1 protein-coding gene is annotated in these 1,185 nt (G+C 65.7%); it reads right to left on the bottom strand.

Annotation, left to right across the window (positions count from 1 at the left end; genetic code table 11):
* Window positions 1-60 precede the first annotated feature (60 nt).
* Window positions 61-1,104 carry a sensor histidine kinase gene (locus ABT116_RS48330; RefSeq protein ID WP_351647884.1) on the bottom strand — a complete coding sequence of 348 codons (1,044 nt, stop codon included), beginning with the start codon at window positions 1,102-1,104 and terminating at the stop codon, window positions 61-63.
* Window positions 1,105-1,185 lie beyond the last annotated feature (81 nt).

Raw genomic sequence — 1,185 nt, 5'->3', positions numbered from 1 at the left:
TCCCGCAGCTCGCCCGGATCATCGAGCTGACCGACAACAAGGACGGCACGATCTCCCTGTTCAGCCGGAGGCGCCGCCGTGACCGTCGTCGATCACGTCGATGAGCATCGTCTCACCCAACGAGTCGGTGGACGCCTCCGTCCTTGCCGTGACGGTGACGCTGCGCGCTCCGCTGTGCTTTGCGACGTTGGTCATAGCCTCGGCGACGACGAAGTACGCAGCAGCCTCGACGGCAGCCGGGGCACGGCGGAGCTCGTCGATCTCGAGTACGCAGGGCACGGCGGAGCGCCCGGCGAGCGCCGAGATCGCGCCCTCGAGGCCGAGTTCGTCGAGGATCGGCGGATAGATGTCGTGCACCAACGTCCGGAGTTCGCTCAACGCCTCGGTGGCCGCATCTTGGGCCCGATGCAGTTGTGGCAGAGCCTGGTCCGGGTTGATCTGCAACGATCGCTCGGCCATACCCAGCATCATCACCACGGCGACCAGTCGGTTCTGCGCGCCGTCGTGCAGATCGCGCTCGATCCGCTTGAGTTCGGCCGAATGCGCGTCGAGGGCCGCAGCGCGGCTGGCAGTCAGGGCGGTGACGCGCTTCGAGAGGTCCGAACGTGTGTCCGGTGCAAGCAAAGTCGTGGTCGACCAGCTGATCCACTTCGCCATCGCGGGGATCAACCACCACGCGATCAGGAAGTACAGGATGCCGATCAACGGCATTCCGGCAGCGCCCAGCCACGACGTCACGGGGTACGGATTGTTGACGGGTTCGCCCGCGGGCATCTGCTGCCAGTACAGCGGGACGGCAATCGCATTGAGTGCACCGAGTGGAAGAGCAATGGTCAGCATCGCCGCGACGAAAGCCCCCAGACCGTGAATCGACAACCAGGCCGCGTCGCGCCTCGTCGACTGATCGGTGAGGAACCGGCTCCAGTCCCCGAATGTCGGATTGCTGGGCATCGGTGGGTATCGCTGCAGAACAGGGCGTCCGGTGTACGCAGCGGTGCGTTTGCGGGCCAGACCCGCCCACCACCGGAGCACTCGCACGTACGACGGCAACAGCAACCAGCCGACGATCAGAATCGAGAGCGACAACAGAATGAGACCGACCATCAGCAAGAACCGCGTCGGTCTCGACCGCTCCCGCCCGTACGTGCTGTTCGTCGGCCGGATCACCCGCCAGAAGGGCGTGCC

The sequence above is a fragment of the Streptomyces sp. NPDC002130 genome, from assembly GCF_040296465.1.
GTDB lineage: Bacteria > Actinomycetota > Actinomycetes > Streptomycetales > Streptomycetaceae > Streptomyces.
This window is presented reverse-complemented; position numbering and strand designations above follow the sequence as displayed.

Bases quoted from the DNA above. Each gene is read 5' to 3' on its own strand.
- ABT116_RS48330 (WP_351647884.1), bottom strand. From the start codon at position 1,104: ATGGTCGGTCTCATTCTGTTGTCGCTCTCGATTCTGATCGTCGGCTGG.